This window comes from Microcystis sp. LE19-84.1B, assembly GCF_027531875.1.
GTDB lineage: Bacteria > Cyanobacteriota > Cyanobacteriia > Cyanobacteriales > Microcystaceae > Microcystis > Microcystis panniformis.
On record NZ_JAPZSR010000378.1, the window covers coordinates 1 to 7826 of the forward strand.

General features: G+C 45.9%; 9 protein-coding genes. 6 read left to right on the forward strand and 3 right to left on the reverse strand.

Annotated elements, in window-relative coordinates; all coding sequences use genetic code 11:
• Nucleotides 1–160 precede the first annotated feature (160 nt).
• Nucleotides 161–1135 carry a hypothetical protein gene (locus tag O9324_RS21400; protein WP_288141249.1) on the forward strand — a complete coding sequence of 325 codons (975 nt, stop codon included), beginning with the start codon at nucleotides 161–163 and terminating at the stop codon, nucleotides 1133–1135.
• 114 nt (nucleotides 1136–1249) lie between these two features.
• A complete protein-coding gene (locus O9324_RS21405; protein ID WP_288141250.1) occupies nucleotides 1250–1816 on the forward strand; it encodes a ribosome-inactivating family protein in 567 nt (188 codons plus the stop codon).
• Between the two features lie 349 nt (nucleotides 1817–2165).
• Here O9324_RS21405 and O9324_RS21410 read toward each other — a convergent pair whose 3' ends face one another.
• Nucleotides 2166–2345 carry a hypothetical protein gene (locus O9324_RS21410; protein ID WP_288141251.1) on the reverse strand — a complete coding sequence of 60 codons (180 nt, stop codon included), beginning with the start codon at nucleotides 2343–2345 and terminating at the stop codon, nucleotides 2166–2168.
• Nucleotides 2346–2392: 47 nt separating this feature from the next.
• Between O9324_RS21410 and O9324_RS21415 the strand changes: the two genes are divergently transcribed.
• From O9324_RS21415 to O9324_RS21430, 4 genes are all read left to right on the forward strand, one after another.
• Nucleotides 2393–2668: a hypothetical protein gene (locus O9324_RS21415; RefSeq protein WP_288141252.1), complete on the forward strand. Its 276-nt coding sequence runs from the start codon at nucleotides 2393–2395 to the stop codon at nucleotides 2666–2668.
• The gene (locus O9324_RS21420; protein ID WP_288141253.1) at nucleotides 2665–3036 is read left to right on the forward strand and encodes a clan AA aspartic protease; all 372 of its coding nucleotides are present in this window, start codon (nucleotides 2665–2667) and stop codon (nucleotides 3034–3036) included. Before O9324_RS21415 ends, O9324_RS21420 begins: the two co-directional genes overlap by 4 nt.
• A gap of 585 nt (nucleotides 3037–3621) precedes the next feature.
• Complete coding sequence (locus tag O9324_RS21425) at nucleotides 3622–3984, forward strand: nucleotidyltransferase family protein (RefSeq protein ID WP_334311269.1); 363 nt, start codon at nucleotides 3622–3624, stop codon at nucleotides 3982–3984.
• Nucleotides 3956–4294 (forward strand): HepT-like ribonuclease domain-containing protein, encoded by a 339-nt coding sequence (locus tag O9324_RS21430; RefSeq protein ID WP_185239732.1) that lies wholly within the window; start codon nucleotides 3956–3958, stop codon nucleotides 4292–4294. The genes O9324_RS21425 and O9324_RS21430 overlap by 29 nt, the downstream gene beginning before the upstream one ends.
• A gap of 256 nt (nucleotides 4295–4550) precedes the next feature.
• On the opposite strand, the gene lpxC is transcribed toward O9324_RS21430, so the two are convergent.
• Nucleotides 4551–5363 (reverse strand): UDP-3-O-acyl-N-acetylglucosamine deacetylase, encoded by an 813-nt coding sequence (gene lpxC, locus O9324_RS21435; protein WP_288141254.1) that lies wholly within the window; start codon nucleotides 5361–5363, stop codon nucleotides 4551–4553.
• Nucleotides 5364–5462: 99 nt separating this feature from the next.
• Nucleotides 5463–7448, reverse strand: coding sequence for a BamA/TamA family outer membrane protein (locus O9324_RS21440; RefSeq protein WP_288141255.1), 1986 nt, complete (start codon nucleotides 7446–7448; stop codon nucleotides 5463–5465).
• Nucleotides 7449–7826: the final 378 nt, after the last annotated feature.

The window sequence follows — 7826 nt, forward strand, 5'->3', positions numbered from 1 at the left end:
CTAAATCCTTATCTGGCAAGAGTTCTATTGATTAGTTTGTTCTAGCTCGAAAACAATTGACAAAAATCGCATCAATGTCCTTCTCTATAAGGGTTTCATCCCTTATAACTCCGTCCATTGCATAGCACAAACCGAAGAACCCTAATTCTGGAGAAACACAATGAACACCTTGAACGATTCTGAACTTAGTATTCTCAATAAGTCTGTAGCACAGTTAAATCATTTCATAACGGCTGCCCATCAGACGCGAAATGCAAATCTGCTCCGCGCGAACTTCGCAATGTTGGCCGATGCTCCTGCTCCTGCTGGTACACCAGACACAACTAACCTGAACGATATTCTCAATAATGCAGTTAAGGCGCCGGGTACGACATCAATTGCAACGGTGCCAAATACTCCAGACACCACCATGTATCAGATGCTAAGCCAAGTGCAGACACTCGATTCTTACATTTCGCTACTCACGGCGTTTAGCATTTATAATGAACACCCGAAGCCATATGACATAACGATACCAGCAGAGGCTAGCGCATTTACTCGGGCAACAGCGAAGTGGCGCAACTATGTCATTACTGGTGGTGCAGTCAAAGCGATGGCGGGGTATCTTCCTGTCGGTAGTATTACCACACAATCCTACTCTAAGAGCGTAACGAGTGCCGATCTGCATCTTGAATTTCTTGGCGAACTTTTTGGTGCTTTCTCGTTTCCAGAAGCTGCGTTGAAAGAACTGGACAGTATTTTGACAAAGGTAGTCGCCCAGTTAGGTAATTTGAAACTTTCGTTCGAAACTCAAACTGTAACGTTGGATCATTTTCTTACTTATTACTACTTTTCTATTGTACAAGGAACGGGTGTTAAGACTGGGATTCCGGCAATGTACGTACCCAAAGTTCGCACTTTCTATCTTCACATTGATCAATCGTCTTGGAAGGCATCTGCGGGCAAATCTAGCGTTGACCATTTTGATTTCAAGATGAATTACTTTGACATGGATACGACGATGAATCCAGGTTTGGTCGCAAATGACATGACAGCTATTAACGGAACCATTCAGACACTTACTGGACAAACGGCGGCGGAAGTCAATAAATTGATGAACATGCAGGCCATCCATGCGGACCCACCAAAGGCATAGCTGATAGAGCTAATCTTTAATCTTGTCGTACTAAGGCACCAATCGCTCTGGAACAGAGACATCTATCGGAGCGATTGGTGCACTTATCAAAAAACACTATTTTAGGAGAAAAGAATGCGTTTATTACATGGTGGAGCATATACATCTGATATTAGCGCCCTTCGCGCTCGAATTCGAGCAAATGGGACAATGCCCAATATAGGGGTTGTTAATATTTCTCACCCAAATACCCATAACACAGTTGATCTTCATATAAACCTCGCCTATCAACCGAATTCCAATTTCCCTCCAATTAATGGCTCCTTGTACACAGTTGCCTTTGGAAATAATATTGGAACTTGGCACTTTAATGTTGGAGCCATAGGCGTTGCTTTACCTGGTGTTGCAATTCCTGGTGCACTGGGGGGAGATTACGCAAGCCTTGGTTACGCGCTTGGTTTACCTAACATAACAGATGCAAATTTATTGGCTGCACTTAATGCTGTTTCTGGTTATGCAGGGGCTGCGCCTGTTCCTGCTCCTGTTCTTGATGGTCTCACTCGCTTGATAATTGCAGTTAATGAGGCTGCCAGATTTGATGAAGTTGAAGGCGGTATTAATAGCGTACTTGGTAATGCGGGCAATTATCCACCACCGGTTGCGACAATCCACAACTGGGGCGGACATATTCTCGGCAGTTAAACGACTATGAAATGACAATTTACTAAGGCTAACAATCGCATGCACTCGGACAGAAAAAAGCGCCGCTCGTACCTCGCTCTGCTTTTTTCTGCCGGTGATGCGAAGCGTTCGACTGCTCTAGATACTTGTTCAGACGTGCGCCAAAAATTACCTATGGGACATGATTTCTGTGAAAAATCAGTGCGATCGCTATCGCTGTAGGGTGCGTTCCCTAATGTGGCTCTTACTGCTCTACCGATCGATTTTTGGGGAACGCACCATGCACATTTATTGAAGCTGTGGGTTAAAGTGCGATGCCGCTCTGGTGGGCCTATTTGAGGAATGTTAGCGAAGATTCCCAATGTTTAGGTTAAAATAGAGGGGCAAAAGTGCGATCGCCGTTCTTGTAGGGTGCGTTCCCTAATGTGACTCCCACTGCTCCACCGATCGATTTTTGGGGAACGCACCATGCACATTTATTGAAACTGTGGGTTAAAGTGCGATGCTGCTCTGGTGGGTTGAGTTGAGGAGTGTTAGCGAAGATTCCCAATGTTTAGGTTAAAATAGAGGGGCAAAAGTTGCCACAGGGTCGCTTCAATGACAGTTCGACAACCCCGCTACAGCAAAGAAGAATTTGCCCGACGTGGACACGAATTCTACGAGTCTCAGGTACGCTCCCAAATCGAGGAAGGGAATCATGGGAAGATTGTAGCAATAGACATCGAAACAGGGGCTTTTGAAGTGGCTGATGACAGCCTAACAGCTGCTAAACAACTGTTAATACGTTTTCCTGATGCACAAATATTTGGTATTCGCATTGGACATCGTGCCGTCCATCGTTTTGGCTTTCGTTCCCCCAGTGTGTCGCCATGATGATGGGGAGCGTCAATTCGCGCCGAGAAGCAATTATTCAATTCGTAGTGCTAGGCGAAAATCACCAGAGGCAAGCGATTAAAGCAGTTATTGACACTGGGTACACTGGATTTCTCACGTTGCCTACTGCTATCATCACAAAGCTAGGGTTAACGTGGTATATGCAAGAAGAAGGGATTTTGGGCGATGGAAGCCTCTGTATGTTTAACGTATTTGAGGCAACTGTGATCTGGGATGGTCAGATCAAATCTATTGAAATCAATGAGTCAGAGACAGAGCCATTAGTTGGTATGGGTTTACTTGAGGGCTATGAGTTGAATATTCAGGGTTTTGCTGGGGGATTAGTGACAATTAAACCTTTGTCATAGTCTCTAGCCATAGCCGTAGGGTGTGTTCCCTAATGCAAGTCCTACTGCTCTACTGATCGATTTTGGGGAACGCACCATGCACATTTATTGAAACTGTGGGTTAAAGTGCGATGCCGCTCTGGTGGTCTCAGTTGGGGAATGTTAGCGAAGATTCCCAATGTTTAGGTTAAAATAGAGGGGCAAAAGTTGCAACAGGGTCGCTTATTTTTAGCTGTGCTTCGTGTCACTGAGCCTTTACATTGAGGGTGTCGAAATGTGTTGAAGTGTGGACACTGAGCCTGTCGAAGTGCTGTTTTATATTGGCGTAACCTTTCATCTCCGAGGTAAAACCGAGGGTTCCTTCAAGCCGACATTTAAGGTAAAATTGATCCTCTAGTTTCTGTGGGGCAATAACGGCAATCGCAGTAAAATTAATGCCAGAGTCAAGCAGAAAATCGAACAAACTGGTGCATCTGACCCAGAAGGGTTGCCAGCCTGTATCATTGTGGTAGAGTTCAGTCGCCCGATCTCTGTCGTTAGCACAAAACAGAATCCTGGAGGAGCCTTACTTCAATGAGCCAGATTCAAACGTTTCACCAACAAGCAATGGATTTAGCCGAGGCAGCGGCAGTCACCCGCTTGAGAGGTGCGATCGATCTGCCGACAGAAAAAATTGCTGATTTCTGCCAACGCTGGCAAGTGACCGAATTTGCCCTTTTCGGCTCTGTCCTGCGCGATGACTTTCGCCCGGACAGCGATATTGATATTATGGTGCAGTTTCACCCAGAGGCACATCCCACCTTCAGCAGCCTGGATCAGATGGAAGCAGAATTAAAAACGATGTTTCACCGAGACATTGATCTGATTACCCGCCAAGGGATTGAAACTAGCCGTAACTATTTACGCCGCCACGAAATTCTTTCCTCTGCCCAGGTGATTTATGCAACGGGATCTTCAATTCCTGCTTGATATGCTGCAATCCGCAGAACTGATCATAACCTACACGGCTCAATGCTCAAAAGCTGAGTTCGTTGCCAATGTGCAGCTTCAAGATTCAGTCATTCGACGGCTATTGGTGATTGCCGAAGCCGCCAGACGAGTTTCCGAAACAACCCGCCAGATCTTTCCCAACATTGCTTGGCAAGAAATCAATGGAATGAGAAATCGGTTAGTACATGAGTATGATGATGTCAACCTCAATATTGTATGGGATGTGGTTCAGGCTGAAATCCCGTCACTGATTGAAGACTTGCAGTTACAGATTCCACCTGAACCCTGAGAATAGTGCGATCGCTATCAGGGAGAATTTTCCACTTAATTCAAACTCGATTGGCAACCTGTCACCGAGCAAACCCCACGGTGTTGGAATGATTCTGATAGCTGACGGCTGATAGCTAAGGGTTATCAATGCTAGGATAAAGGCTTGAGTAGAGAACGATCGAGCCAAAGCCATGTCATCGACAGAAGTAAAAACCCCACCCCCAGACAGTCCCACTTCCCACTCCCCTATACCTTTTAAACAGAATTTAGTATAATTAACCCTGAATTGCTTTAGCTAATTGAACGTGAAGTTTATGACTGGCTTTAAAAGCCATGTAATGAGCAGTGGGAATAGTTCCCAGTAAACTCAAATCACCAATTAAGTCCAATAATTTATGTCTTGCTGGCTCATTTTCAAACCGTAAAGGAGGATTTAACCATTGATTTTTATCGCAGACTAAAGCATTTTCTAAACTGCCTCCTTTAATTAAACCAGCCTTTTGTAAATATTCAATTTGATCGGCAAAACCGAAAGTCCGGGCTGATGCGATCGCTTGACTAAAACTTTCCTGATCAGGACTCCAACTATACCATTGATTACCGATGGGTTTATAGGTAAAATCGATGCCGTAGGTAAAACGTAATTCAGGGGAAGGAATCGCCGCCACAAAAGCATCCCCTTCGTACAACCAAATCGGTTGAGAAATCGTTAAATCTGATGGAGAAAAAGAGTTATTTAAACCGGCATTTTTGATCGCTTCTACCCAGATTTTGGCCGAACCATCAAGGAGGGGAATTTCCGCACCATCCACTTCAATGCGAGCATTCTCTACCCCCAAAGCGGTTAAGGCAGCTAATAAATGCTCAACGGTTCTAACCTTTGCTTCTCCTCGTCTCAATTCCGTTGATAAATTTGTTTGGTAAACCGAAGAAACTAGAGCGGGAATAATCGGTTGATTGGCTAAATCTCTGCGGACAAAATAACGTCCTTCTCCCGGATTGGCCCCACAGACGCGCACCCGGGTTATCTCCCCCGAATGTAGGCCAATTCCCGATAATTCAAATTGTTTAGCGATAGTAGAAACCATAATTATCAACTAATAAAGCTTTGATCAGTGAACAGCAAAAATAACTAAATTCATCGATAACTGATAACTGGTAACTGATAACTGATAACTGATAACTGATTAGAATCGTTCCCCGATACCGAAATGGATACGAGAACCACCATCGACATTAAAACCGTAGTCAACTCGAATTTGGCCGACGGGAGATTGTACCCGAACACCCAAACCGTAACCGAGACCGATACCGGGTAAATCCCGGACAATCCCGGGTTGACCGGGGACATCGCCTTGGGAACCAATAGTAGTGCCGAAATCGACAAATAACGCCCCCCCAATAATAGCGACAATGGGAAAACGATATTCGGCCGTCGCTTGCAAATAACTGCGACCGCTACCCACTTCTCCCTCGGCGTAACCCCGTACAGAGTTACTACCCCCCACAATAAAAGCATCGTAGGGGGGTAAATCGCCTAATACTGTCCCTGCTTGCACATTAAAAGCGAGGGATTGCTGACCTTTAAAAATATCGGTTTCAAAGAGATTAAAGGAATTAATAAACCGAACGGGGATAAAGTAACTATAACTACCCCGAACACGAGTGCCGAAAATACTGCCAGAACCGACCGGAATAGTTTGTTCTAAACCTAGACGCAGGAAAGAGCCACTGGTGGGCTGCAGGGGATTGTCGCGAAAATCTCGAATAGCGCCAATATTTAGGGAAAGTAGATCATCGATCCCAGAGGAACTAAAAGCCAGTTGTTGACTGCCAAAACCATTGAGAGGTGCAGACAGGGGGGAGATGTCACCATTGGCATTTTGCACCTGTACCTGTTGATAGTTAAAGCCTAGGGAAACCACCCATTTTGGTTTCGTAAACACATCGGGGGCCAAAGGACGGACAAAAGTAATACCACCACCCGTCCGGACGATACGGGGACTATCATTATCGTTAAGCGTCCGAATCGAGGAATTTTCCCCATCATAAACCAGAGAAATCGACTGTCGCCGGAAAACGTTCACCGTGTAGGAAGTGCGGAAATTATCCGTGGCAATCCAAGGATCGGAAAAACTCAGATCAAATAAAAATTCCCGTTCCCCTAACTGGACTTCTGCCCCTAAAGTTTGGTTATTACCGCCAAAATTGCGCTGTTGATAGCTGACAGTGCCGAATAAGCCCGCATTCGAGCTAATACCACCCCCAGCGGCCAGGGAACCAGTATTACCTTCCACCACATCGACGTTAACAATCACCTCCCTTGGGTCGCTGCCGGGGGAAAAAGACAGACGCACATCCTCGAATAAACCGAGACCGAAAACACGCTGTAAATCCTGTTGGGCGGTATTGCGGTTGAAAATATCCCCCGCTTTTAGGCGCATTTCCCTAGTAATGATAAATTCTCTGGTTTTAGCCTTGACCGGTTCCTGTTCGACGTTAAAATAACGTACTTGAATTTTTTCGATTAAACCTTCGGAAATGACCAAAATCACCCTACCATCGGGAGTGACTTGCGGCGCACCGATCACCTGGGCCAGATCATAGCCGTTTTTACTGTACCAGTCATTGATTTTTTTTACCCCCGCCTGTAATTCCCGCAAATTCAGGGTTTTGCCGTATTGACTAGCGAAAATTTCCTCGACCACCCCGGCAGGTAAAATCGATTTGTCCATGGTTTCCGGGGCAATTTGAATCTGTACACCCTGAAAAACGGGGTTAGGTTGCACCTCAAAGGTGACTCGCACCCCTAGGGGCGTATCTTGGGGAACTGCCCGCACATCGGCAAAAAAGCCCGTGGCAAAAACGGCGTTAATATCTTCTTGTAATTGCGATCGAGTTGCGCTTCGTCCTGGTCGGGTGCGAATGGTATTATAAACTAGATTTTCTAATTCTCGATCGGCCCCCTGTACTACCACTTCGGCCACCAAAACTCGCGACTCCTCGGCCTGCGCTGGTGGGGCTGTTGTGGGAGTTTCTGCTGGTCTTGGTATTTCCGTCGGGGTTTCCGGCGGTGCTGCCACGGGTGGCGTAGTTTCTCCCGTCGCAGGAGGCGACTGTACTATCTGCTCGATGCGGGGAAAAACCATTTCTTGCGGTCCTTCTTCGGCCATTACCGTCCCGTGAAATAATCCGAAAATAGCCAGCAGCAGAGCCAGCGAGGAATATCGCCCCGAAAAATTGAGATTTTTAAGCACTTCCACACACCCAGTAACACCATTATGGTTTTTTTGTTTTCTCTGCCCGAGAAATTTAACGAACGTTAAAACTCTAGCAGATTGCTTACTCTCAGTAAATCCCAGCTTGACCGGTGACTCAAGAGATATTGCATCAGGTCTGATATTGGTCAGCCGTCAGCATTAAGTTTTTATTAGGGGTCGAGAAGGTCGTCACCGACCTCCCCTCCCATTCAGAACCGTGCATGAGACTTTCACCTCACACGGCTCCTAGTCTGATTGTTCCCTTGTTAAGGATACAACTTGACATCTTTT